At 69.8% G+C, this 24635-nt stretch carries 23 protein-coding genes and 1 riboswitch; of the genes, 17 read left to right on the top strand and 6 right to left on the bottom strand.

Annotation, left to right across the window (positions count from 1 at the left end; genetic code table 11):
- The first annotated feature begins 64 nt into the window (after positions 1-64).
- The 6 genes from ACIBI4_RS28740 (at position 65) to ACIBI4_RS28715 (ending at position 6613) form a co-directional block, all read left to right on the top strand.
- On the top strand, positions 65-832 hold the full coding sequence (locus ACIBI4_RS28740) for an enoyl-CoA hydratase/isomerase family protein (RefSeq protein WP_399207018.1): 768 nt from the start codon (positions 65-67) through the stop codon (positions 830-832).
- Between the two features lie 133 nt (positions 833-965).
- Positions 966-1739 (top strand): hypothetical protein, encoded by a 774-nt coding sequence (locus tag ACIBI4_RS28735; RefSeq protein WP_399207017.1) that lies wholly within the window; start codon positions 966-968, stop codon positions 1737-1739.
- A 293-nt stretch (positions 1740-2032) separates the two neighbouring features.
- Entirely contained in the window at positions 2033-2536 is a 504-nt protein-coding gene (locus tag ACIBI4_RS28730; protein WP_399207016.1) for an ATP-binding protein, read from the top strand.
- A 123-nt stretch (positions 2537-2659) separates the two neighbouring features.
- Positions 2660-4237 (top strand): choice-of-anchor I family protein, encoded by a 1578-nt coding sequence (locus ACIBI4_RS28725; protein WP_399207015.1) that lies wholly within the window; start codon positions 2660-2662, stop codon positions 4235-4237.
- 400 nt (positions 4238-4637) lie between these two features.
- Entirely contained in the window at positions 4638-5417 is a 780-nt protein-coding gene (locus tag ACIBI4_RS28720) for a polysaccharide deacetylase family protein (protein ID WP_399207014.1), read from the top strand.
- Positions 5414-6613, top strand: a complete 1200-nt coding sequence (locus ACIBI4_RS28715; RefSeq protein WP_399207013.1) for a hypothetical protein — start codon at positions 5414-5416, stop codon at positions 6611-6613. The genes ACIBI4_RS28720 and ACIBI4_RS28715 overlap by 4 nt, the downstream gene beginning before the upstream one ends.
- Positions 6614-6690: 77 nt before the next feature.
- On the opposite strand, the gene ACIBI4_RS28710 is transcribed toward ACIBI4_RS28715, so the two are convergent.
- The gene (locus ACIBI4_RS28710) at positions 6691-7332 is read right to left on the bottom strand and encodes a GNAT family N-acetyltransferase (protein ID WP_399207012.1); all 642 of its coding nucleotides are present in this window, start codon (positions 7330-7332) and stop codon (positions 6691-6693) included.
- 74 nt (positions 7333-7406) lie between these two features.
- On the opposite strand from ACIBI4_RS28710, the gene ACIBI4_RS28705 reads away from it, so the two are divergent.
- The 3 genes from ACIBI4_RS28705 to ACIBI4_RS28695 all read left to right on the top strand — a co-directional run bounded on the left by ACIBI4_RS28705 (position 7407) and on the right by ACIBI4_RS28695 (position 10226).
- Positions 7407-8321, top strand: coding sequence for a MerR family transcriptional regulator (locus ACIBI4_RS28705; protein WP_399207011.1), 915 nt, complete (start codon positions 7407-7409; stop codon positions 8319-8321).
- 102 nt (positions 8322-8423) lie between these two features.
- Positions 8424-8639: an EF-hand domain-containing protein gene (locus ACIBI4_RS28700; RefSeq protein WP_399207010.1), complete on the top strand. Its 216-nt coding sequence runs from the start codon at positions 8424-8426 to the stop codon at positions 8637-8639.
- A gap of 366 nt (positions 8640-9005) precedes the next feature.
- Positions 9006-10226: an NADH:flavin oxidoreductase gene (locus ACIBI4_RS28695; RefSeq protein WP_399207009.1), complete on the top strand. Its 1221-nt coding sequence runs from the start codon at positions 9006-9008 to the stop codon at positions 10224-10226.
- A 46-nt stretch (positions 10227-10272) separates the two neighbouring features.
- Here ACIBI4_RS28695 and ACIBI4_RS28690 read toward each other — a convergent pair whose 3' ends face one another.
- Positions 10273-11784 (bottom strand): DUF4246 domain-containing protein, encoded by a 1512-nt coding sequence (locus ACIBI4_RS28690; RefSeq protein WP_399207008.1) that lies wholly within the window; start codon positions 11782-11784, stop codon positions 10273-10275.
- A 92-nt stretch (positions 11785-11876) separates the two neighbouring features.
- Here ACIBI4_RS28690 and ACIBI4_RS28685 point away from each other — a divergent pair, with 92 nt between their 5' ends.
- Positions 11877-12278, top strand: coding sequence for a hypothetical protein (locus ACIBI4_RS28685; RefSeq protein WP_399207007.1), 402 nt, complete (start codon positions 11877-11879; stop codon positions 12276-12278).
- Between the two features lie 39 nt (positions 12279-12317).
- Positions 12318-12785 carry a hypothetical protein gene (locus tag ACIBI4_RS28680; protein WP_399207006.1) on the top strand — a complete coding sequence of 156 codons (468 nt, stop codon included), beginning with the start codon at positions 12318-12320 and terminating at the stop codon, positions 12783-12785.
- A gap of 485 nt (positions 12786-13270) precedes the next feature.
- Here the strand turns inward: ACIBI4_RS28680 and ACIBI4_RS28675 are convergent, their stop codons facing one another.
- The 4 genes from ACIBI4_RS28675 to gcvT form a co-directional block, all read right to left on the bottom strand.
- Positions 13271-14653, bottom strand: coding sequence for an L-serine ammonia-lyase (locus ACIBI4_RS28675; protein WP_399207005.1), 1383 nt, complete (start codon positions 14651-14653; stop codon positions 13271-13273).
- A 210-nt stretch (positions 14654-14863) separates the two neighbouring features.
- Positions 14864-16123: a serine hydroxymethyltransferase gene (gene glyA / locus ACIBI4_RS28670; protein WP_399207004.1), complete on the bottom strand. Its 1260-nt coding sequence runs from the start codon at positions 16121-16123 to the stop codon at positions 14864-14866.
- 13 nt (positions 16124-16136) lie between these two features.
- The gene (gene gcvH, locus ACIBI4_RS28665) at positions 16137-16514 is read right to left on the bottom strand and encodes a glycine cleavage system protein GcvH (protein WP_399207003.1); all 378 of its coding nucleotides are present in this window, start codon (positions 16512-16514) and stop codon (positions 16137-16139) included.
- A gap of 74 nt (positions 16515-16588) precedes the next feature.
- Positions 16589-17704, bottom strand: coding sequence for a glycine cleavage system aminomethyltransferase GcvT (gcvT, locus tag ACIBI4_RS28660; RefSeq protein ID WP_399207002.1), 1116 nt, complete (start codon positions 17702-17704; stop codon positions 16589-16591).
- A gap of 151 nt (positions 17705-17855) precedes the next feature.
- A riboswitch (glycine riboswitch) is annotated at positions 17856-17950 on the bottom strand.
- Between the two features lie 248 nt (positions 17951-18198).
- Between gcvT and ACIBI4_RS28655 the strand changes: the two genes are divergently transcribed.
- The 6 genes from ACIBI4_RS28655 to ACIBI4_RS28630 all read left to right on the top strand — a co-directional run bounded on the left by ACIBI4_RS28655 (position 18199) and on the right by ACIBI4_RS28630 (position 24634).
- Positions 18199-18879 (top strand): AAA family ATPase, encoded by a 681-nt coding sequence (locus tag ACIBI4_RS28655; protein WP_399207144.1) that lies wholly within the window; start codon positions 18199-18201, stop codon positions 18877-18879.
- A gap of 69 nt (positions 18880-18948) precedes the next feature.
- The gene (locus ACIBI4_RS28650; RefSeq protein WP_399207001.1) at positions 18949-19725 is read left to right on the top strand and encodes an enhanced serine sensitivity protein SseB; all 777 of its coding nucleotides are present in this window, start codon (positions 18949-18951) and stop codon (positions 19723-19725) included.
- A 190-nt stretch (positions 19726-19915) separates the two neighbouring features.
- Complete coding sequence (locus ACIBI4_RS28645; protein WP_399207000.1) at positions 19916-20683, top strand: enhanced serine sensitivity protein SseB C-terminal domain-containing protein; 768 nt, start codon at positions 19916-19918, stop codon at positions 20681-20683.
- Between the two features lie 205 nt (positions 20684-20888).
- Positions 20889-22562 (top strand): ABC transporter substrate-binding protein, encoded by a 1674-nt coding sequence (locus ACIBI4_RS28640; RefSeq protein ID WP_399206999.1) that lies wholly within the window; start codon positions 20889-20891, stop codon positions 22560-22562.
- 103 nt (positions 22563-22665) lie between these two features.
- Positions 22666-23670: an ABC transporter permease gene (locus ACIBI4_RS28635; RefSeq protein WP_399206998.1), complete on the top strand. Its 1005-nt coding sequence runs from the start codon at positions 22666-22668 to the stop codon at positions 23668-23670.
- 1 nt (position 23671) lies between these two features.
- Entirely contained in the window at positions 23672-24634 is a 963-nt protein-coding gene (locus ACIBI4_RS28630) for an ABC transporter permease (RefSeq protein ID WP_399206997.1), read from the top strand.
- Position 24635: the final 1 nt, after the last annotated feature.

Raw genomic sequence — 24635 nt, 5'->3', positions numbered from 1 at the left:
GGGCCCGGTGCTGTGACCAACGGCACCGGGCCCCCGTGCGTGAACGCCCGCTAACCTCACCCGTATGACCGTCTCTCTCGAAGTCTCCGCAGGCGTCGGCACCATCCGTCTCGACCGCCCGCCGATGAACGCCCTCGACGTCGCCACCCAGGACCGGCTCAAGGAGCTCGCCGTCGAGGCGACGGCCCGGGACGACGTACGGGCCGTCGTGATCCACGGCGGCGAGAAGGTGTTCGCGGCCGGCGCGGACATCAAGGAGATGCAGGCGATGGACCACACCGCGATGGTTTTGCGCGCCCGCGATCTGCAGGACGCGTTCACCGCGGTGGCCCGGATCCCCAAGCCCGTCGTCGCCGCGATCACCGGTTACGCGCTCGGCGGCGGCTGCGAGCTGGCGCTCTGCGCCGACTACCGGATCGCCGCGGACAACGCCAAGCTCGGCCAGCCCGAGATCCTGCTCGGCCTGATCCCCGGCGCCGGCGGCACCCAGCGGCTGTCGCGGCTCGTGGGTCCGTCCCGCGCCAAGGACCTGATCTTCACCGGCCGGATGGTCAAGTCCGACGAGGCGCTGCGGCTCGGTCTCGTCGACCGCGTGGTCCCGGCCGCCGAGGTCTACGAGCAGGCGCACGCCTGGGCCGCGAAGCTCGCCCAGGGCCCGGCCATCGCGCTGCGCGCCGCGAAGGAGTCCATCGACCAGGGCCTTGAGGCCGACATCGACACGGGCCTCGCGATCGAACGCACCTGGTTCTCCGCCCTGTTCGCCACCGAGGACCGCGAGACCGGGATGCGCAGCTTCGTGGAGGAGGGGCCGGGCAAGGCGAAGTTCGCCTGACGGCCGGAGTCCGTTCTCGAACCGTGATCGCGGGGGCCACAACCCCTTGTGGGGCTCGACTGTCTGACAGGCGCCGGGGAGCACTCCCCGGCGCCTGTCGGCGTTTTCGCCTTCGTACGAGATCGGGGTTCAGGTGGGGAAGAAGGTCTGGAGAGCCGCGGTGGCCGGTGGCGCGGCCGCGGTGTTCACGGCGGTGGCGGCGGCGCCGGCGGGGGCTGCGGAGAACGGGGTGTCGTTCACCCAGGTCAAGCTGGGTAACGGCAAGCCCATTGTGATCGGGGTGTCGAAAGAGGTCGCCGTGCCCGGTTCGGTCCGGATGACGACGACCCGCAAGTATGACTCTGCTCCCTATGTGGTCCCGTATCGCGGGGGCCTCGACTCGGGCGACGAGCTGTGGACCGCGATCGAGGGCAGCGACTGCCGCGTGGTCAGTACCGACGTCTGCGACTTCACGCAGACGCTGTACATCGATCCGACCTATAGCGACATCGGCAACGAGGACACGGGGACGTGGAAGGTCGCCGCCCGCGTCTACCTCGAAGGCGACGCCCACGACACCGACGACGAGGGCTTCACGGTCCAGGTCGTCCGTGCCTCGCGCCTGACGGTCAACGCCTCGCCCGAACCCGTGGCCAAGGGCAGAACCATCACCGTGACCGGACTGGTCCAGCGGGCGAACCTGGACACCGACAAGTACGCCTCGTACGGCGGCCGCAAGGTCACCCTCCAGTTCAAGCCCGCGGGCTCGTCCACGTACACCACCGTGAAGAAGGTCTACGCGAACAGCTCGGGCGCGCTGAAGACCACCGTCACCGCCACGCAGACCGGCACCTGGCGCTGGGTCTACTACGGCAACTCCGTGACGGGCGCTTCGACTTCATCGGGTGACAACGTGGTGGTGCAGTAAGACACCTCGCCACACCTCCGCGGTGGAGGCCAAGTGGGCTCATTAGACGGTGAGTTGACTGGCTTCCCCCTCTGCGGAGGCTTATCTGGGCCTTAAGGCAACCTTAAGAATGCCTTGGCCAGAACTCTGGGTGATCACTCGACGGCGGGGTGTCATCGCAGCTCCGCGGGGGTGTGCCGGTGCCTTAAGTGCCTACGGCATATGCCTGATGCGCACCGCGGAACGCTCGGTTCCGCGATGTGACTTCTCGCGTAAGGGCTCCAACAGCCGCCGCCTGACGCCATGATGGGGGCATGGCGGGGCTGGAGAGCAGCGAACACACACGGCTACACGGCAGCGCGACCGTGTCGCGGTGGACTCCTGCCGTCGAGGACGAACGGGCCCTGAAAGCCCTGGAGTTGTTCGGCAACCCGACGGAAGACGAGGTTCCCCTCCCTTCCCGCCCCGAGTCCGCGGGCACCGCCCGCCGGCTCGCCCAGATCGTCGTCCTGCGCCACTGGGGGCTCTCCCCACAGGTCACCGAGGCGGTCGTCCTGCTCGTCTCCGAGCTCGTCGGTAACGCCGTACGGCACACCGGGGCGCGGGTGTTCGGCTTACGCATGCTGCGCCGGCGCGGCTGGATCCGGATCGAGGTCCGTGACCCCTCGCGCGGGCTGCCCTGTCTGATGCCGGTGCAGGAGATGGACACGAGCGGCCGCGGCCTGTTCCTCGTGGACAAGCTCTCCGACCGCTGGGGCGTCGATCTGCTGCCGCGCGGCAAGACCACCTGGTTCGAGATGAGGATCGCGGACCGCTGATCGCCGGCCGCGGACCGCCGAGCACTGCTCTCCTGGGCCACCCCCTCTCCAACACCCCCCGTTCCCCCGCAGTTCAGCCACCGCATCCCCGCCCGTTCAGGCGCCGCCTGCACGATGCGCACCATGCGAATCACCCGGCGCGCGGCCCGCGTCTCCCTGGCCGCCCTTCTCGTCTCCTCCCTCACCGCCGTCGCGGCGCCCGCCCTGACCGCGTCCGCGTCCGCGCCCGCTTCCGCTCCCGCGGAGGGGTCCCGGACTCCCGTGGGGCGCGGGGGAGTTGAGCTCGAGCACCTCTCGACGTTCACCTCGCCGGCCGCCGAGATCGTCGCTTACGACAAGAAGTCCCGGCGCGCGTTCGTCACCGGCGCCGACACCCTCACGCTCGACGTCGTCGACCTGAGCGACCCGGCCGCCCCGCGCCGGGTGACGACGGTGGACCTGTCCGCGTACGGCGACGGCGCCGTCACCAGCGTCGCCGCGCACGACGGCCTGATCGCCGCCGCCGTCGAGACCGCCGATGCCGCGCGGCGCGGCAGCGTCGTCCTGCTGCGCCCCGACGGGACGGTGCTGCGCGCCCTGCCCGCGGGCCACGGCCCCGACATGGTCACCTTCAGCAAGGACGGCGAGACCGTGCTCGTCGCCGACGAAGGCGAGCCCAGTGGCTACGCCGAGGGTGACACCGACCCCGAGGGCAGCGTCACGCTCGTCGACCTGCGGCGCGGCTGGCAGCGCGCCGCCACGAAGACCGCGGACTTCCGCGCGTACAACCACCGCCGCCTCGACCCGAGCGTGCGGATCAGCGGCCCGGGCGCGAGCGTCGCCCAGGACCTGGAGCCCGAGTACATCACCGTCGACAGCCGCTCCCGCAAGGCGTACGTGACCCTGCAGGAGAACAACGCGGTCGCCACCGTGGACCTGCGCTCCGGCCGGGTCACCGACCTCGCGGGCCTCGGCTACAAGAACCACTCCGCGCCCGGCAACGGTCTCGACACCAGCGACAAGGACGGCGCGATCAACATCGCGAACCGCCCGCTGCTCGGCGTCTACATGCCGGACGCGGCCGCCGCGTTCGAGCGCCACGGCCGTACGTACTACGTCGTCGCGAACGAGGGCGACGCCCGCGAGTACGGGGACTACGCAGACCTCACACGGCTGGCCGACCTCGACCCGGCACTGCTGCCGAAGGGCTTCGACAAGGCGCTGCTCGACGACAAGGAGATGGGCCGCCTCGACGTCCTCGACTCCGCGCCCGCCAAGCCCGGCGGCCCGCTCTACTCGGCCGGCGGCCGCTCCTTCTCGGTCCGTGACGCCCACGGCCGCCTCGTCTGGGACAGCGGTGACCTCCTGGAGAAGCTGATCGCGCGGATCGACCCGGCGAACTTCAACGCCGAGGGCGAGGGCGACTTCGACAAGCGCAGTGACAACAAGGGCCCCGAGCCGGAGGGTCTGACGGTCGGCGAGATCGACGGCCGCATGTACGCCTTCGTGCTCCTGGAGCGCACCGGCGGTGTGATGACCTTCGACATCACGGATCCGTACGCGCCGCGCTTCAAGGGCTGGACCCGCACGCCCGGGGACGCCTCGCCGGAGGGTGTCGGCTTCGTCCCGGCGTCCGCCTCGCCGACCCGCGAGCCGCTGCTGCTCGTCGCGAACGAGGGCAGCGGGACGACGTCCGCGTACGAGATCGCGACCGGCCGCTGACCCTGGCCCGACCGCGGACATGCAGAAGCCCCCATCGCGCCGGGGGTGTCGGCACCAAAGGGGGCTTCTGCGCGTACCGCGGATCTTCGGGGGGTGTGATCCGCGGTCGAATAGGCGATGGCTCGGGTCAAAGGGCCTCGCGTGTCTTCGACTATGGCAGACGGGGGGTCTCCAAGCCAAAGGTCCTTACTCGGGCATACTCCATCAAATGCTGACAGTTTGAATATGAATCTTTGGTGAGATGGAGCACTGGCCTTGTAAACAGCGGCTAAATAAGCGCCAGGCAAGCTGAACGGCGAGTGTCAGGGCCTCGGGGAGGGCTTCCGGGCGGGCGACCCGCGACAGTCCCGAATTGGGTCAATCGTTACCTTTTATGGGATAGCACCTTTAAATGGGCGCCGTGACCACCGACCGCCGCGGTGCTCTGCGCGCCGCCGCCCTCCTCGCCCTCGCCGGACCGCTCGCCGCGGCCTGCTCGGCCGACGACCGGGCGGCCCGCGCCACCCCGGGGCAGAAGCCCGCCGAGCACAAGACCTCGGGGACCACCCCGGCCCCGGGCCCCCGCCGCTTCCCCGGACTCCCCGCCCAGATCGAGCACGGCCCCCGCACCAAGCGCCAGGTCGCCCTCACCTTCCACGGCCAGGGCGACCCCGCGACCGCCCGCCGGCTTCTCGCGCAGGCCGAGGAGGCCGACGCCCGCGTCACCGTCCTCGCCGTCGGCACCTGGCTCGACCGCCACCCCGGCATGGCCCGCCGCATCCTCGACGGCGGCCATGAACTGGGCAACCACACGCTGCGCCACCTCGACATCAACCTGATGTCCGAGGCCGAGGCGTACGCCGAGATCACCGGCTGCGCGGACCGGCTGCGCAGACTCACGGGATCGATCGGCACCTGGTTCCGCCCCTCCCGTACGCAGACGGCGACGCCGCTCGTACAACGCCTGGCCCGCAAGGCCGGCTACCCGCACGTCCTGTCGTACGACACGGACTCCCTGGACTTCACCTCGCCCGGCGCCCAGGCCGTGGTCCGCAACGTCACCGGCCCGGTGCGCGGCGGATCCGTGGTGAGTCTGCACTTCGGGTACGCGGACACGGTCGCCGCGCTCCCGGCCGTCCTGGAAGAACTCGCCCGCCGCGACCTCAGCGCGGTGACCACCACGGAGCTGCTGACCTCATGAAGACCTCGCCCAGAAGCCGGAAGGCCTCGCCCCGAACCCGGCTGCTCGCCGGCGGACTGCTCCTCACGGCCGCCCTCGCGGCCTGCGGCACCCCCGGCCAGTCGTCGAGCGACGCCCCCGAGCAGGCGGCGGCGCTCAAGCCCGCCGGGCCGAAGCCCGTGTACGGGCTGCCCGGGATGCCGCCCGTGGAGAACCCGAAGGACCTGTACTCGGCGAACCGGGCGAACAACCTCGCGCCGTTCATGAAGAAGGTCAAGGAACGGGTCTACGTCCCCAACACCAACTCCAACACCGTCTCGGTGATCGACCCCAACTCGTTCAAGGTCATCGACACCATCGAGACCGGCACCCAGCCGCAGCACGTCGTCCCGTCCTGGGACATGAAGACCCTGTGGGTCAACAACAACCGCGGCCACACGCTCACCCCGATCGACCCGCTGACGGCCAAGCGCAAGGCGCCCGACGTCGAGGTGCACGACCCGTACAACCTCTACTTCACGCCGAACGGCAAGAGCGCGATCGTGATGGCCTCGCTCGACCGCGAACTTGTCTTCCGCGACCCGCAGACCATGAAGCGCCAGCACACCGAGCCGGTGAGCTGCTACGGCGTCAACCACGCCGACTTCTCGCTCGACGGGCGCTACTTCATCGTGTCCTGCGAGTTCTCCGCCGAACTCCTCAAGGTCGACACGGAGAAGATGAAGGTCGTCGACCAGATGAAGCTGCCCTTCGAGGGCGCCATGCCGCAGGACGTGAAGATCTCGCCGGACGGCAAGACCTTCTACATCGCCGACATGATGGCGCACGGCATGTGGGTCCTTGACGGCGAGAAGTTCACGACGCCGAAGCTGCTGCCGACCGGCAAGGGCTGCCACGGGCTCTACATCTCCCGCGACTCCAAGGAGATGTTCATCCCCAACCGCGGCGAGGGCTCCATCTCGGTCTTCGACTTCGCCAGGAACAAGCTCACCAAGAAGTGGTGGCTGCCGGACGGCGGCTCCCCGGACATGGGCGGCGTCTCGGCGGACGGCAACGTCCTGTGGCTGTCGGGGCGCTACGACTCCGAGGTGTACGCGATCGACACCCACAGCGGCGTCCAGCTCGCCAAGATCCCGGTCGGCGGCGGCCCGCACGGGCTCACCGTCTACCCGCAGCCGGGCCGCTACTCGCTGGGCCACACCGGCATCTTCCGCTGACCCCGCGGAGCCCGGAGACCACCGGGTGCGGGCGCTCCTCCCAGGCGCCCGCACCCGGTTCACTTCTGGGCCGGGGCTCAGCGGGCGAAGAACAGCACCTCCGAGGCCACCGCCTTGAACCCGGCGGCCTGGAAGGTCCGCACACTGCGCGCGTTGCCCGGCGACTGCTGCGCCCACACCACGTCGTCCGCCGGTACGAGATGCCGCGCGGCGGTCGCAAGCAGGCGCCCGAGCCCCCGGTGCCGTACGTCCTCGTCGACCTCCACCGAGACCTCCCAGCGCCCGGCGAGCCCGCGCCCGAGCGCGAGCAGGCCGCCGTCGGTGGTCCACACACGCACGTCGTCACGGCGCTTGCGGGCGTAGGCCACCCGCGGATGGTCCTGGTCCTCGATCTCCCGCAGCGGGAGCGGGGGTTCGCCCGGCAGCGCAGTGGCCACCGTCATCAGGTCGATGGTGTCGGTGCGCCGGCCGGTCCGCTCCATGAACGCCGCGAGGAACAGCGGGTTCATCGTGGCCGCGAGCGCGTCGCAGTCCAGGGACGCGAGCTTCGCCCATACCCACGCGGGATCCTCGTCGGTGAAGACGACCGAGTGCGCCGTGAACGCGAGCACCCCGGCGTCCCGCGGGCTCGGCTGCGGCAGGATCGTGGTCGTGCCGTCCGGCGCCGGGAACCTGCCGGCCGCCGCGTCGGCCAGGATCCCGGCGAGTGCGCCGCTCATCTTCGTACCCCCATGCATCTCGTGTCGCCGGATCGCTTGAGTCTCCACCCACTGGAAGGCACAGACTCCTCTCCATGATCGACGACGGCCCGGAGCTGCTCACCATCGGGCAGCTCGCCCGGCGCACCAAGCTTCCCGTGCGCACCATCCGCTACTGGTCGGACGTCGGCGCGCTGCCGGTGGTTGACCGGACGCCGGGCAACTACCGGCTGTACGACGCCGGGTCCGTGGCACGCCTTGAGCTCATCCGCACGCTGCGCGACCTCGGCCTCGGCCTGGACGACGTGCGGGCCGTGCTGGCGGGGCAGATCACCGTGGCGGATGTCGCGGCGCGGCATGTGAGCGCCCTGGACGCACAGATCCGCAGCCTCAAGGTGACCCGGGCCGTCCTCGCCACCGTCGCCGAGCGCGGCGCGACCCCTGAGGAGATGACCCTGATGAACCGGCTCGCGCGGCTTTCCGCCGCCGAACGCAAGCACATCATCGACACGTTCACCGCCGAGGTCTTCGGCGGCCTCGACACCGCCGACCCCGACATCCGTACGCGGCTGCGGTTCGGCATCCCGGATCTGCCGGACGATCCGACCGCCGCGCAGGTCGATGCCTGGGTGGAGCTGGCCGAGATGCTGCAGGACCCGGAGTTCCGGCGCTCCATGCGCAAGGTGATCGAGTTCAACGCGGCGGACCGTACGCCCGAGACCCCGCCCGGCACCTCCCTGTGGTTCATGAGCCGCCTCGTCCACCTGGCGGGCGAGGCACGGGCACGCGGCGTACTGCCCGGCACGGACGAGGCACGGGCCGTGCTCGGCGAGCTGCTCGGGGACGCGGACCGGGCCGAGGTCCTGGCCCTGATGCGCTCCGCGAGCCAGGCCGAGGTGGCCCGGCTGCGGGAACTGATCGCACGCGTGCAGGGCGTCGAGGAACAGCCGCGGCACCGCGAGGAGTTCGCGTGGGTGCTGGCCGCGCTGGAGGCGGAGCTCGCCGGCTGACCCTCAGGGCTGCTGCCGGGGCCCGGCCGCCCCCGTACAGCCGGGTGCGGCCGGGTAGCTAATCTGACCCGGACAGTTCAGCACCAAGAAGGGGCGGAAGACATGGCGGACATCGAGGCGGCGCGCGCCGAGTTCCAGCGGATCGACACGGACGGCGACGGTCTGATCACCGCCGCCGAGTTCAAGACGGCACTCGCGCAGGGCGGCGACTGGAACGTCACCGAGTCGGTCGCCGAGGCCGTCATACGTGTCCAGGACCTCGACGGCGACAAGAAGCTGTCCTTCGACGAGTTCTGGGCCCACCTCAGCAAGGCGTGACCTCGGGGCGCGCCGGTGCCGGGCAGGACGGCACCGGCGCGCACTGCGCTCTGCAGGTCGCCCGGTCCCTACCTGCCCCCACCGAGCGGATGCACCGACAGGGTGAGTGAGTCGACCTCGCCCGCACAAGGCGCGCAGACTGGAAGCCGTACTGTCGCGCGGCCCGCCGGTCACCGGCCGCCTCGGGCACCTTCACCTGCAGCTGCGCACCCACGTCCGCGGGCGTCGCCTTCGCGTCCCACCGCGGCAGGTCCCGGCCCGTTGCGGGGTCGAGGACCGAGCCGAGCTCATCGCCGCCCCCTGCCCCTTCCCCCTTGGCGCCCCCCTCACTACGGTCACCACCCGCCGAACCGAGGGAGAGCACCCATGACGACGACGCCGGACGTCCTGGCGCCCGCCGAGATCGGGCCCGTCACCCTGCGCAACCGGATCATCAAGGCCGCGACCTATGAGGGCCTCAGTCATCACGCCCGGGTCACCAAGGACCTCGTCGACTTCCATGTCGCGTACGCGCGCGGTGGTGTCGGGATGACGACCGTCGCGTACTGCGCCGTCAGCAAGGACGGGCGGACCGACCGGCATCAGGTGTACTGGAGCGACGAGGCGATGGCGGGGCTGCGGCGGCTCACCGACGCCGTGCACGACGAAGGGGCCGCGGTCAGTGCGCAGATCGGGCACGCGGGGCCGGTGGCGGACGCGCGGGCGAACGGCTCGCCCGCGCTCTCCCCGTCGCGGCACTTCAGCGGCATCGCCCGCGGCTGGACCCGGCCCGCCACACCGGAGGACATCCGGCGGGTGACGCAGGCGCACGCGCGGGCCGCGCGCCGGGCCGCGGAGGCGGGCTTCGACGCCGTCGAGGTGCATCTCGGGCACAACTACCTGGCCAGTTCCTTCCTCAGCCCGCGGATCAACCGCCGCACCGACGCCTACGGCGGCAGCCTGGAGAACCGCGCCCGGTTCGCCCGCGAGGTGATGCGGGCCGTGCGCGACGCGGTCGGCGGACGGATCGCGATCCTCGCGAAGCTCAACATGGACGACGGGGTGCCCGGCGGCTTCTGGCTGGACGAGGCGATCCCCGTCGCCCAGTGGCTCGAACAGGACGGCACCGTCGACGCGTTGGAGCTCACCGCGGGCAGCTCCCTGCTCAACCCCATGTACCTGTTCAAGGGAGACGCCCCGCACGCGGAGTTCGCCGCGGTCTTCCCGCAGCCCATCCGGCTCGGTCTCAAGCTGGCGGGACGGCGGTTCCTGCACAGTTACCCGTACGAGGACACGTACCTCCTGAAGGACGCGCGCCAGATCCGGGCCGCCGTGAAACTGCCCATGATCCTGCTCGGCGGCGTGACGGACCGGGCCACGATGGACGTGGCGATGCGCGAGGGCTTCGCGTTCGTGGCGATGGCCCGCGCGCTGCTGCGCGAACCGGACCTCGTCCGGCGCATCGCGGCGGACGCGGCCACGCCCTCCCTGTGCATCCACTGCAACAAATGCATGCCGACCAACTTCACCGGCACGCGCTGCGTCCTCGTCGACCGGACGACGACGCGGCATGCGACGTGGGGGAAGCCGGAGGGGTACGTCTCCTGAGCGGGGCGGGCCGCCCGCGTGCCGCGACCCGCCCGCCCCGCCGGCCTCAGTGCTCGCAGAGCGAGAACTCCCGCTCGTAGACCTCCTCGTTGTGCGCGTCGACAAAGAACTTCCGCTCGTGCATGAGCTGTTCGCGGTGGCCCTTCGCCTCCTCCAGGGTCATGGTCGAGGTCTCGGCCCAGGGCTGCTGCGGCGGCACGTCCGCGGTCGAGACGATCCGCTGCGACGGGTCGACGAGGAAGAACGCGAGGATCTTGCGGTACCCCGGGCGCGTGGCGTCCGCGAGCCGGAACGAACCGACGCGGTGCTGCAGGATGTTGGGGAACGCGAGACTGCGGCCCGCCGGGGTCGGTGCCGCGCCGAGCGGCTGGCTCAGCGCGTCCTCGCTCTCCAGACCGTAGACCTCGCGCACCCCGTCGTCGTCGTTCTGCTCGTAGTCCGGGTCATCCAGCGCCGCGCGGAAGGCGAGGCTGCTGTCGGTGATGTTCTCGCTGTCCCAGTAGTAGATCCCGGTCGACACGATCCGCTCGTTCAGCATCCCCTCCACGTGCCAGGACCCGCCCGCGTACTCGGGCTGCTCCGGGGTGAGATGGATGGTCGCGAGCTTCACGATGACCTGCAGGCGGCGCCCGCGCAGCACCACGCGCTCGTCCGGGCCCGGCAGTACGGGCGGGGTGTACGCGGGTGCGTCCGGCACGATCGGGACGCGATTCTCGTACCACTCGTCGAACGCGTCACTCCACGCACTGCGAGCCTCCTGATAGGCCACGGCGTCGGGGAAGTCGTCCCTGCGCGGGTACCTCGGCTTCGCATCGCCGTACCAGGCGGACGAATCGGGCTCGATCCGGTGCGGCCGCGGATGACGCAGGCCGGTGAGCACGTTCTCGAAGAGGGGCAGGAGCCTGCCGAACAACTCCGGGAGTACGGCGGCCAGTTCGCGATGCCGCTCCGGATGCACGTTGTTGACGTACGACCGGAAGGCGACGTCGCCGTCGTTGCTCACCTCGACGTCGGAGGGCAGCCACTGGAACTTCTCCGAGAACTCGTACTTCGCATAGCGGTCCGTCTTGTTCTCCCAGGCCCGCTCGGGCCCGCCGCTCACCCCGTTCACCAGGCAGAACAGCGAGGGATGCACGAGATCGAGCACTTGCCCACCGGAACCGGGATGCCAGTCCAGCTCGTCCTCGGGCACGTCCTCAAGGACCCGCACCGCCGCCCGCAGCCGCTCCCGCAGCGCCGCGTCGACCAGCGTGTCCGACTGCCACACCCCGTCGACCGCCGCGACCTCCACCCCGGTCCGCCCGTCCCGCAGCGCGGCATAGTGCGCCAACTCCCCGAGCACGTAGTCGGCCTGCGCCTCGGTCAGCCCCTGCCCGACCGCCTCCCGCCGCCACGTGCCGGCTATCCCGGGCTCGCCCCGCTTCTCGTACCACCCGGGCTTCGAGCGGATATGAGCGCTGCACCGCATCATCTCCAGCTCCCGCAGCGTCCGCGGTGAGGCGAACGGCAGCGAGCGCGAGGTCTGGAACGGCAGCGGAAAGGCAGTCAGGTCAGTCACCTTGGGTGGTCCTCCGGTCGGCGTGCGGTGGCCGGAACACTATGCCAAGGCACTGACAGCGCTGCGGACGGCTGCGCGCGTAGGGTCTGCGCATGGACTCGACTGCCGCCGCGCCACCGCGCGTTCTCGTCATCGGCTACGACCCATACCGGATCCCCGGGCCGTGGGATCCCGAGCCCGTGGCCCGGGCGGTCGAGGAGGGCCTGGCCAAGTTCGCCGAACACGGCGTAGCCGTACAGACCTGCCTGTTCGGCCTCGACGGCAGCGACGATGTACCAGCCGTCATCACCGAGGCCCTACGCGCCCACTCCTGGGAATGCATCACCATCGGCGGCGGCCTGCGCCACGATGACGACCAGGTCGAACTCCTGGAACAGGTGATCGACCTGGTCCGCCGGTACGCCCCCGACGCGGCCATCGCCTTCAACAGCACGGCGGACACCACCTACGAGGCGGCGGCTCGATGGATCGACCGGGGGCGGCTCGGGCTGTGAAGTCCCCGGGTGGGGATGGCGAATTGCATTGGGGGATTCATGGGTTGGGAAACCCTGGTCGGAACCGTGCTCGGCGGCACGTTGGGTGTAGGTGCGACTCTTCTCGCCGTTGCCACTCGCGGGCGGCGAGAGCGGGGCGTCCGGCGTGAAAGCATTCGTCGAGAAATCTACGCTGAGTTTCTCGGCGCCGTTTCACGCACGTATGGACAGCTCATCGATTCCGCTCGTGGAGGCGATGCTTCCCTGCAGGAAAGAGCTGACGCGGCCAGGAGTTCTCTTCGCGACGGCGGCGTTTTTGAGATTCTGCAGAAGATTCGCCTCATCGCGCCGGACGAGGTTGTTCAGCGCTCGGAAGTCGCGCTTGGTGCCCTCCGTGAGCTGCGTACTCTCATCGTCGGTGGAGGCGCAGTCGACGCTCCTGAGATGGTCGGGCGACGAGTGGAGTTCCGTGCAGCTGAAGAGGCATTGCGTGTCCGCATGCGGCGGGATCTGGAAGTCGACGCTTAAGGCAACTCGGTGTGTCCGAGCTGATGCGCACGTGGCCAGACGAGCCGTGCGTCTTCGAACGCGGCAGGACAGCACTCGTCGACGACGCCGTCAGCGCGGAGTACATCACGGACTACGAGAACAGCCTCCGAGTCGCCGGCCTCTTCGTGCGTCGGGGGACTAGAGCTCGGCTTGAAGCGGGCAGGGTTGGAGACCTTCCTGCTCTGCGAAGTGTGGGCGCCTGTACAAGCTGTGCCGGAGCAGCAGTTCCCCGACGGTGAGCCCGGATAACGAAGATCATTGCGAAGGATTGCAGAAGCGGTGCGGCCCCCCCGTTACGTCGGGGCTATCGCGATGCAACAGGGGCCGCTTCAGATAGCTTTGCTGGGGAGCACCTGGGAGAACCAGCCTTCCCCGAGGAGTAGACAGGGAGCGCCGGAGCGATCAACGACACCGCGTCGTGAACGCTCCGAAGCGCAGGACCTCCCAGGTCAGGGCGAGTTCGGTCAGCACTCGATGACGTTGACCGCCAGCCCACCCCGAGCCGTCTCCTTGTACTTGACCTTCATGTCCGCCCCCGTCTCCTTCATCGTCTTGATGACCTTGTCGAGCGAGACCTTGTGCGAGCCGTCGCCGCGCATCGCCATCTTCGCCGCCGTGACGGCCTTGACCGCGGCCATGCCGTTGCGTTCGATGCAGGGGATCTGGACGAGGCCGCCGACCGGGTCGCAGGTGAGGCCCAGGTTGTGTTCCATGCCGATCTCGGCCGCGTTCTCGACCTGCTCGGGGGAGCCGCCGAGGACCTCGGCGAGGGCGCCGGCCGCCATCGAGCAGGCCGAGCCGACCTCGCCCTGGCAGCCGACCTCGGCGCCGGAGATCGAGGCGTTCTCCTTGAAGAGCATGCCGATGGCGCCCGCCGCGAGCAGGAAGCGGACCACGCCGTCCTCGTCCGCGCCCGGCACGAAGTTCATGTAGTGGTGCAGAACGGCGGGGAGCACGCCCGCCGCGCCGTTCGTGGGGGCGGTGACGACGCGGCCGCCCGCCGCGTTCTCCTCGTTGACCGCCATCGCGTAGATCGTGGTCCACTCGCCGCGGTGCAGCATCGGGTCGCCCTCGGCGCGCAGCTGGCGGGCCTGGGAGGCGGCGCGGCGCTTGACGCGCAGGCCGCCCGGCAGGATGCCCTCGCGGGACATGCCGCGGGACACGCAGGCCTGCATGACGCGCCAGATTTCGAGGAGGCCCTCGCGGATCTCGTCCTCGGTGCGCCAGGCCTTCTCGTTCTCCAGCATGAGGGAGGAGATGGACAGGCCGGTCTCGCGTGCGAGGCGGAGCATCTCGTCGCCCGTGCGGAACGGGTACTTCAGGACTGTGTCATCGAGCTTGATCCGGTCCTCGCCGACCGCGTCCTCGTCCACGACGAAGCCGCCGCCGACCGAGTAGTAGGTCTTCTCCAGGAGCGGGGAGCCCGAGGCGTCGTACGCCGCGAGGGTCATGCCGTTCGCGTGGTACGGCAGCGCGCGGCGGCGGTGCAGGATCAGCTGGTTCGGCTCGTCGAAGTCGATGACGTGCGCGTCGCCTATCTCCGCGCCCATGAGCCGGAGCTTCCCGGACTGCCGGATCCGCTCGACCTCGTCGTCGGCGGTCTCGACATCGACCGTACGAGGGGAGTGGCCCTCCAGGCCGAGCAGCACCGCCTTCGGGGTGCCGTGCCCGTGGCCCGTGGCGCCCAGCGAACCGAAGAGCTCGGCGCGCACCGAGGCGGTCTGGGCGAGCAGACCGTCCTTCTTCAGCCGCCCGACGAACATCCGGGCCGCCCGCATCGGACCGACCGTGTGCGAGGAGGACGGGCCGATGCCGATGGAGAAGAGGTCGAAGACGGAAATGGCCACGGTGGCGGACTCCCTTGTCTGCTCGTGGGGTGTACGAGGGGGTGCGGAGGTGCGCGGGGCACCAGGGGTGCGTAGGTGCGGATTGTGTCCGACAGTCGAGCGTAACGCGGACCGCGGGCCGTCCGGCCTGCGGGAAGGTGACCAACGGGTCACAGAGCGGCGAAGGGCCCGGTCCGGGACAAACCCCGGGCCGGGCCCTTCGCGGGGCTGCTACAGCGCCGGGTACAGCGGGTGCTTGTCGGCCAGGGCCGTGACCCGGGCCTTGAGCGCGGCGGCGTCGTATGAAGGCTTCAGCGCCTCCGCGATGACATCCGCCACCTCGCGGAAGTCCGCGGCGTCGAAGCCGCGGGTCGCGAGCGCCGGCGTACCGATGCGCAGACCCGAGGTGACCATCGGCGGCCGCGGGTCGTTCGGGACGGCGTTGCGGTTGACCGTGATGCCGACCTCGTGGAGGCGGTCCTCGGCCTGCTGGCCGTCGAGCTCGGAGTCGCGCAGGTCGACGAGGACCAGGTGCACGTCCGTGCCGCCGGAGAGCACGTTGACGCCGTTCGCACGGGCGTCCTCGGAGGTCAGACGCTCGGCGAGGATGCGGGCACCCTCGATCGTGCGCTCCTGGCGCTCCTTGAACTCCGCCGAGGCCGCGACCTTGAAGGAGACGGCCTTGGCCGCGATCACGTGCTCCAGGGGACCGCCCTGGAAGCCCGGGAAGACCGCCGAGTTCAGCTTCTTCGCGAAGGTCTTGTCGCGGGACAGGATGATGCCGCCGCGCGGACCGCCGAGGGTCTTGTGCGTGGTGGAGGTGACCACGTCCGCGAACGGGACGGGGTTGGGGTGCAGACCCGCGGCCACGAGGCCCGCGAAGTGCGCCATGTCGACCCAGAGCAGCGCCTCGACCTCGTCCGCGATCCGGCGGAACTCGGCGAAGTCCAGGTGACGCGGGTACGCCGACCAGCCGGCGATGATCACCTTCGGGCGGTGCTCCTTGGCGAGGCGCTCGACCTCGGCCATGTCCACCAGGCCGGCGTCGTCCACGTGGTACGGGACCACGTTGAACTGCTTGCCGGAGAAGTTCAGGCGCATGCCGTGGGTCAGGTGACCGCCGTGCGCGAGGTCAAGGCCCAGGATCGTGTCGCCGGGCGAGGCGATCGCGAAGAGCGCGGCCTGGTTGGCCGAGGCGCCCGAGTGCGGCTGGACGTTGGCGTACTCGGCGCCGAACAGCTCCTTCACACGGTCGATCGCGATCTGCTCGGCGACGTCCACGTGCTCGCAGCCGCCGTAGTAGCGGCGGCCCGGGTAGCCCTCGGCGTACTTGTTGGTGAGGACCGAGCCCTGCGCCTCCATGACCGCGACCGGAGCGAAGTTCTCCGAGGCGATCATCTCGAGCGTGGACTGCTGGCGCTTCAGCTCGGCGTCGACCGCGGCGGCGATGTCCGGGTCGAGCTCATGCAGCGAGGTGTTGAGAGAGGACATGAAAGTACGGGCCTCAGCTTCCGGAGAACGCGGTGTACTCGTCGGCGGACATCAGACCGTCCTGCTCGGCCTCGACGCGCACCTTGAACAGCCAGCCGCCCTCGAACGGGGCCGAGTTCACGAGCGACGGGTCGTCCACGACGTCCTGGTTGGCCTCGACGACCTCACCGGTGACCGGGGCGTACAGCTCGGAGACCGACTTCGTCGACTCCAGCTCGCCACAGGACTCACCGGCGGTCACCGTGTCGCCGACCTCGGGGAGCTGCACGAAGACCACGTCGCCGAGCGCGTTGGCCGCGTGCTCCGTGATGCCGACCGTCGAGACGCCGTCCGCGGCGGCCGACAGCCACTCGTGCTCCTTGCTGTACCGCAGTTCCTTGGGGTTGCTCATGGCCTGAATTCTCCTGTACGCGGGGGAGTGGTGCGGGATGAGGGGTGACGAAGGGTGATGCGGCCCGGCGAGGGCTACTTCTGGCGCTTGTAGAACGGCAGCGCGACGACCTCGTACGGCTCGTGCGTGCCGCGGATGTCCACGCCCACACCCTTTGTACCGGCCTCGGCGTGCGCGGCGTCGACGTACGCCATCGCGATCGGCTTGCCGAGCGTCGGCGACGGGGCGCCGGAGGTGACCGAACCGATGACCTCGCCGTCGGCGACGACCTGCATCTCGGCGCGCGGGACGCGGCGGCCCTCGGCGATCAGGCCGACGAGCTTGCGCGGCGGGTTCTGCTCGGCGCGCTCGGCGGCGGCGGCCAGCGCCTCGCGGCCCACGAAGTCGCCGTCCTTCTCGAACTTGACGACCCGGCCCAGACCGGCGTCGAACGGCGTCAGCGAGGTGCTCAGCTCATGCCCGTACAGCGGCATGCCGGCCTCCAGACGCAACGTGTCACGGCAGGACAGACCGGCCGGGACCAGGCCGTACTCCTGGCCCGCCTCGGTGAGCGCCTGCCAGACCGTCTCGGCGTGCTCGGGCTTGAGGAAGAGCTCGAAGCCGTCCTCGCCCGTGTAGCCGGTGCGGGCGATCAGCGCGGGCACACCGGCGACCGTGCCGGGCAGACCGGCGTAGTACTTCAGGCCGTCCAGGTCGGCGTCGGTGACGGCCTTGAGGATGGCGGGGGAGTGCGGGCCCTGCACGGCGAGCAGCGCGTAGGCGTCGCGGTCGTCGCGGACGACGGCGTCGAAACCGGCCTGGCGCTCGGTCAGCGCGTCGAGCACGACCTGCGCGTTCGAGGCGTTGGCGACGACCATGTACTCCTGGTCGGCGAGGCGGTAGACGATCAGGTCGTCGAGGATGCCGCCGTCGGCCCGGCAGATCATGGTGTAGCGGGCGCGGCCGACACCGACCGTGCCCATGTTGCCGACCAGCGCGTAGTCGAGCAGCTTGGCGGCCTCGGGGCCGGTGACGGCGATCTCGCCCATGTGCGAGAGGTCGAAAAGACCGGCCTTGGTGCGGACGGCGTTGTGCTCGTCGCGCTCACTGGCGTACCGCAGCGGCATGTCCCAGCCGGCGAAGTCGGTCATCGTGGCGCCGAGCGAACGGTGCAGGGCGTCGAGTGCGGTCAGACGGGGGGCGTTGCTCATCTTCAAGGGCTCCCAGGGCATGACTGGTGAGGTCGTTCCTCCCCATCTGTCATAAACCTGAGAGGTTCACCACGCCCACACGTAGTACGGGATGTGGCTTGCACCTTGGGTGGAGCCGCACGTCACACGACGGCTCGCTTTTCAGAGTTGCCTCGTCCGCGCGGTACGGGGCCTGAGAGATTCAAGGGAGGGACTTGCTCCTTCGGCGCCCGGACCTGGGGTCCGGGACTCTCCCGCGCGGGTTCGAACGGCCGGTATGCAGTTGGCGCGCACATCATTGCACGTCCTCGGGAACCCGTCGCCCGGGGTGCGCCGGCAGAAACCGGCGGGAACCGGGCAGGCGAAAACCAGGTCCCCGTGAATTACCGACTCTTTACACTCGGGAGGGCAAAGTGCGAGGACGGTCTCCCGGTCACGGAGCACAGGAAGCGGCAGCGGAAGAAGAGGCGGAGCCCCACAGGAGGCCAGTCCCCGGTCCATCGAGGGGGAGGACGATCACAGTGCAGCACTCAGGCGCCGGCGCCTACGTCACGAACGGCGCGGCCGCCGTGCCCACACAGGCAGGGCCGAGGCGCCGCCTCACGGCGGTGCGCGACACCGGGCCGTCCGTGGTCCGCGACCTGCGCGGCAGGACCGGGCCCGACCGGCTGCTCTTCGCCCCCGGCGACCTCGTGGTCGTCTCCGGACTGCCCGGCAGCGGCAAGACCACCCTGATCCAGCGCGCGGTGCGCGCCCCCCGGCTCGACTCGCAGGACTCCCGCGACCGCTGGGCCGCCTTCATGCCGAGCTTCCTGCCGTACGCGCTCTACCGCCCCCTCGTCCGCGTCGCGCACTACGCGCGGCTGCGCCGCACGCTGCGCTCGGGCGCCGAGGTCGTGGTGCACGACTGCGGGACGCAGGCCTGGGTCCGCCGCTGGCTGGCCCGCGAGGCCCGCCGCCGCGGCAGCTCCCTGCATCTGCTGCTGCTCGACGTCGACCCGTCAACCGCCCTGGCCGGCCAGCGCGACCGCGGCCGCGGGGTGTCCCGGTACGCGTTCAGCCGGCACCGCGGCGCGGTCGGCCGCCTGGTCCGCGACGCGGAACGCGGCCTCCTGCCCGCGGGCTGCGCTTCGGCGGTCCTGCTCGACCGCGAGACGGCCGCCGCACTGCGGGTCCTCGGCTTCCGTACGGCCTGAGGCTCGGCCTGGCCCTGCGCGAGCCCCGCGCTAGGGTCGAGCCGCACATATCGAGAGGTGGGGCGCCAGATGGACGGTCCGGGGCAGGGCGAGATGTACGCGCAGGCGCAGGGCTGGCCCGCCAACGAGCTCGAGGAGGTCCTCGCGGCCTCGCTCGGCGCGGGCCCCGCCGCGGGCGCCCGCATCCTGGAGGTCCTCGGCCGCAGCTTCATCTGGGTCCCGCTCCCCAACGGCGGCGGCCGCGGCAGCCAGAACCTCGATGTGCCCACGCTCGAGCTCGACGGCCAGGCGTACGTCCCCGTCTTCAGCTCGCAGCAGCAGCTGACCCAGGTCACCGGACCCGCGATGTCCTTCACCGTCGCCCCCGCCGTCGACTTCGCCCGCGGCCTGCCGCCGCAGGCGGGCATCGTCGTGAACCCCGACGGCGCCGTCGGCATCCCGCTCCCGCCGCCCGCCGTCGCCGAGCTGTGCCGCGCGGGCCGCACCCCGCTCGACGGACCGGCCGCCGGCGGCCGCGTCCGCCTCTACGAGCCGGACTGGCAGGAGGACCCGGTCGACTTCCTGCGCGCGGCCGCCGAGGAGTTCGAGGCCATCGGCATCGTGCTCGTCGCCCGCCGCTGCCTCGCCGCGATCGAGACCGCCGACCCGGTGCTCTTCATCGGCGTCGAGCTGTCCCAGTGGGAGGGCGCCGGACGCAACCTCCCCATGGACGCGCTCGGCCGCGCGCTTGGCCGGATCACACCGCCCTGGCCGGTCAACCTGGTCCTCCTCGACGTGGCCCAGGACCCGGTCGGAGACTGGATGTCCGCGAAGGTCCGCCCGTTCTACCGCCGGGAGCACGCGTAGCCCGCGCGTGATACCGCATACACCCCGCGCCGCGCGAAATTCGTCACGGGGAGCGTCAAGTCGGTGTCAGAAGCGCCGCATAAGCTGGTTACATAGCCCGGGCCGGAACGTCGCGGTGTTGACGGACGTGACGGTGCGGGGCGTAGGGCTGCAACATCTTGAAAAAAGCGGGGCGAAGGGGCGGTCAAGAGTGAGTGCGTCGGGCACGGCTGCGGCCGGGCAGGTCGAGCACATGCTGCGCCAGGTGACACCCGGGCGGTACGACGCGTACGAGGCGCTGCTCCAGGCCGTCACGGACGGCCGGATCTGGATGCTGCTCTGGCACGGCCAGGCCGGCTCGCCCGACGCCCAGTACGGGAACATGGAGATCGACGGGTTCTCGTACGCCCCCTGCGTCACCTCCGCGCAGGAGCTCGCCGCCTCCGGCTGGAACAGGGCGCACGAGGTCGTCTCCGGTCTCGATGTCGCGCACACCCTCTACCCCGACCACTACGGCCTGTGGCTCAACCCGCACGCCCCCGGCGGCGGTGTCGGTGTCCCGTGGCTGGATCTGCGCCGGATCGCCACCGGCCTCGCGAAGGTGCCGGCCGGGCCGCTGCGGCTGACCGAACCGACGCTGGACATCGCGCAGTTCTACGCCCAGCTCAGCCAGAACGCCCACCGCACCCCCGCCGTCCGCTCGCTGCGCCGCGCCTGGGTGCAGCCCGCGCTCGGCTCCCCGTATCTGGCGATCGGTCTGGATGTGTACGACACGTCCCCGGCCGCGGTCGACTCGGTGCGCGTGATGATGCAGCAGTCCATCGCCTCCGTCCCGGACGGTCTGCCGGTCTCGACGGTCGCGATGTCCGACACGTACGACCCGATCACGATGTGGCTGCGCGCCAACTCCCGTCCGTTCTACGACCGCGAGGCGCACGGTGGCGGCGCCGGCGGCTATGGGTATCCGCCTGCTGGCTGACCGTGAGCGGAGGCGTCGCTTCCGCCCTATCGCGGTATGAGTGATGCGGTTGGGGCGCCATGTCCCGTACCTGACCGATTTGTTGGCTCCCTGGGTCTCATCTAGGTATCACCGCTATGCGGACCATTCTCCGTTGTGAGCGGTGAAGGTAGTGTGCGCGGCAGTTCAAGATCTCCCGGCATTCGCCGAACTCAGGGGTGGAGCAATGCGAATACTGAAATCCCGTGGTGCGCGTATGGCCACGGCGGCCATCGCGGCCACGCTGGTCGTCACGGCTTGCGGCAGCGACCGTGACAAGGGCGGCGAGGAAGGCAAGGGCGGCAAGGACACCTTCGTGTTCGCCGGCTCGGGCGACCCCGCCGGTCTCGACCCTGCCCTGGCGAGCGACGGCGAGACCTTCCGTGTGACCCGCCAGGCCTTCGAGGCGCTCATCGAGCACGAGCCCGGTGGCACCAAGATGGTCGGCGGCCTCGCCGAGAAGTGGTCCTCCAACCCGGAGGGCACCGTCTGGACCTTCAACCTCCGCAAGGGGGTCAAGTTCCACGACGGCGAGACGTTCAACGCCGACGCCGTCTGTGCGAACTACAACCACTGGTTCAACTGGAAGGGCCAGTACCAGAACTCGGCGGTCTCCTACTACTGGCAGACCATCATGGGCGGCTTCGCGAAGAACGAGGACAAGGAGACGCCGAAGGCGAACTTCAAGTCCTGCACCGCGAAGGACGAGAACACCGCTGTCATCGAGGTCAACGAGCCCTCGGCCCAGCTCCCCGGCGGCTTCTCGCTGCAGGCCCTGGCCATCTCCTCTCCGAAGTCGATCGCGGAGATGGAGAAGCAGGAGGTCACAGCCAAGGGTGACGCCATCACGTACCCCAAGTACAGCCAGGAGGCCGGTGTCCTCGCCGGTACCGGCCCGTACAAGTACAAGTCCTGGAACAAGGGCAACAAGGAAGTCACCCTCGAGGCCTTCGACGGCTACTGGGGCGACAAGGCCAAGGTCAAGAACCTGGTCTTCCGCACCATCGACACCGAGGAGGGCCGTCGTGACGCCCTTCGTGCCGGTGACATCGATGGCTACGACCTCGTCTCGCCCGCCGACGTGAAGACGCTCGAGGGCGAGGGCTTCAAGGTCCCGACCCGTGACGTCTTCAACCTGCTCTACGTGGGCATGTCGCAGGGCAAGAACCCGGCGCTGAAGAAGCCCGAGGTCCGCAAGGCCATCGCGCACGCGCTGGACCGCGAGAACCTCGTCAAGACCCAGCTGCCCGAGGGCGCAAAGGTCGCGACGCAGTTCATGCCGGACACCATCGCGGGTTACACCGACAAGGTCACGAAGTACGAGTACTCGACCGACAAGGCCAAGTCGCTCCTGAAGGACGCGGGCGAGTCGGACCTGAAGATCGAGTTCTGCTACCCGACCGAGGTCACCCGGCCGTACATGCCGAACCCGCAGGACCTCTTCGAGCTCATGAAGGCCGACCTCGAGAAGGCCGGCATCAAGGTCACCCCGAAGCCGCTCAAGTGGAACCCGGACTACACGGACGCCACCGAGGCCGGTTCCTGTGCCCTGCACATGCTCGGCTGGACCGGTGACTTCAACGACGGCTTCAACTTCATCGGCACCTGGTTCGCCGCGAAGTCCAAGCAGTGGGGCTTCGACGACAAGGACCTGTTCAAGGCCGTGAACGCCGGCTCGAAGGAAGGCGACCCCGCCGCCCGCACCGCCGCGTACGAGGCCGCCAACGTCGCGATCATGGACTACGTCCCGGGTGTCCCGATCTCGTCCTCGCCGCCGGCCATCGCCTTCGGCAAGAACGTGAACCCGCCGACGGTCTCCCCGCTGACGCAGGAGAACTTCGCCGAGGTCTCCTTCAAGTAAGCACACCTCACGCAGGGTCCGCCCGGCCACAGAACAGGTGGCCGGGCGGACCTGCATCTCCCCACACAGATCCACGCAGTAAAACTAGAAAGGGGCACGCGGGGTGTTGCGACTTGTCATACGCAGACTGCTACAGCTCATACCCACCCTGCTCGGCCTGTCGGTTCTGCTCTTCCTGTGGCTGAACCGACTGCCCGGCGGACCCGCCTCAGCGATCCTGGGCGAGCGGGCGACCGAAGCCGATGTGGCGCGCATCAACAGGGCGTTGGGCCTCGACCAGCCCGTGTACGTCCAGTACTGGCGCTTCCTCAAGCGCATCGCCGAGCTCGACCTCGGCACCTCCACGCAGACCGGCCAGCCGGTCTGGGACGAGTTCACGCTGCGCTTCCCGGCGACCGTCGAACTCTCCATCGCCGCCATGATCATCGCCGTGATCGTCGGTGTGCCGCTCGGCTACCTCGCCGCCCGCAAGCGCGGTGGCTGGCTCGACGTGGCCAGCGTCTCCGGCTCGCTGGTCGGCATCTGCATCCCGGTCTTCTTCCTCGCGATGATCCTGCGCGGGATCTTCTCGGTCGAGCTGGGCATCTTCCCGTCGTACGGACGCCTCAGCACGGGCCTCAACGCGACGGAGGTCACCGGATTCGCGACCTTGGACGGCCTCCTCACAGGTGAGTTCGACGCCACCTGGGACGCGATCATGCACTTGGTGCTGCCCGCCATCACCCTGGCCTCGATCCCGCTCGCGGTGATCGTGCGCATGACCCGGGCCAGCGTGCTCGAAGTCGTCGGCGAGGACTACATCCGTACCGCCGTCTCCAAGGGTCTCGAGCAGCGCGTCGTCCGCGGCCGGCACATCCTGCGCAACGCCCTGCTGCCCGTCATCACCGCGATCGGTCTGCTGACCGGCTCGCTGCTCTCCGGGGCCGTGCTCACCGAGTCGGTGTTCAGCTTCGGCGGCATCGGCTCCTTCATCCGCACTGCGATCGACGGACGCGACTACCCCGTACTCGTCGGCTTCATCATGTTCATCGCGATGGTCTACGTCTTGATCAACCTCCTGGTCGACCTTGCGTACAGCCTCATCGACCCGAGAGTGCGGGTGCACTGACATGACCACCAGCACCAAAGCCGCCAAGATCGACCGGCTGGCCGAACTCACGGCGAAGAACGAGACCACGAGCGGTTCCAGCCTGTGGCGTGAGGCCTTCCGTCGTCTGAAGACGAACAAGATGGCCGTCATCGGCGCTGTCATCATCGCGATCTTCATCGTGGTGTCCGTGATCGGCCCGTGGGTCGCCCCGCACAGCCCCACGGCACTGACCTGGAAGGGCGACATCCGGCCCAACCAGGGGCAGTTCATCGACACCCCGCGCAGCGGGAACTGGTTCGGACTCGACCACCTGGGGCGCGACGAGTTCTCGCGCTTCCTGGTCGGCGCCCGCCAGACCCTCCTCGTCGGTGTCGTCTCGATGCTGATCGGCCTGATCGTCGGTGCCGTCATCGGCGGCGCCTCCGGCGCGGCCGCGACGCTCGGCGGCAAGGTCGGCCAGAAGATCGACACCTTCATCATGCGCATCGTCGACATGATGCTGGCGCTGCCGTCGCTGCTCCTCGCGGTCTCCATCGCGGCCGTCATGGGCCAGTCCCTGACCACCGTGATGATCGCCGTCGGTGTCGTGCAGATCCCCATCTTCGCGCGTCTGCTGCGCGGTTCGATGCTCGCCCAGGGCGGCAAGGACTACGTCCTGGCGGCGAAGTCGCTCGGTATCCGCAAGCGCCGGATCGTCGTCACGAACATCCTGCCGAACTCGCTCAGCCCCGTGATCGTCCAGGCGACGCTCTCGCTCGCCACCGCGATCATCGAGGCCGCGGCCCTGTCCTACCTGGGACTCGGCAACCCGGACCCGTCCGTCCCCGAGTGGGGCGTCATGCTGGCCCAGGCGCAGCGGGTCTTCGAGAACGCGCCCATGATGGCGATCTACCCGGCGGTCGGCATCATCATCACCGCCCTCGGCTTCACGCTCCTCGGCGAGGCCATGCGGGAAGCGCTCGACCCGAAGTTGCGAGGCTGAT

The organism is Streptomyces sp. NPDC050418 (assembly GCF_044458745.1).
In the GTDB taxonomy this organism is placed as follows: Bacteria; Actinomycetota; Actinomycetes; order Streptomycetales; family Streptomycetaceae; genus Streptomyces.
This window is presented reverse-complemented; position numbering and strand designations above follow the sequence as displayed.